This window comes from Anabaena sp. CCY 0017, from assembly GCF_963920885.1.
Taxonomy (GTDB): Bacteria; Cyanobacteriota; Cyanobacteriia; order Cyanobacteriales; family Nostocaceae; genus Nodularia.
Genome location: NZ_CAWUDG010000113.1, coordinates 1 through 243, shown reverse-complemented (window position 1 = coordinate 243; position 243 = coordinate 1). Strand labels below are relative to the sequence as shown.

The 243-nt window shown below is 60.9% G+C and carries 1 protein-coding gene; it reads left to right on the top strand.

The window, feature by feature from the left end; translation table 11 throughout:
• Window positions 1-243 (top strand): hypothetical protein (locus tag ACM0OW_RS25895; RefSeq protein WP_414553591.1); only part of this gene is annotated, 243 nt, incomplete at both ends.

Sequence of the window (243 nt, the reverse complement as noted above, 5' to 3'; positions counted from 1 at the left end):
CGGGCACCTATGGCACCACGACCGAGATCGTGACGGACATCTATGGGATCGCACATCCGATTAGCTTCTTCCGCCCGACGGACGCTGCGATCACTGTCGAGGTGACGATCAAGGCCCTGACGGGCTACACCACAACCGTCGGCGATTCAATCAAGCAAGCGATCGCCGACTATGTCAATGGCTTGGAGATAGGCGGCGGCGCCAGCGGGTCGGTAGAGTGGGGTGACGCACTCTCTGTCGCGA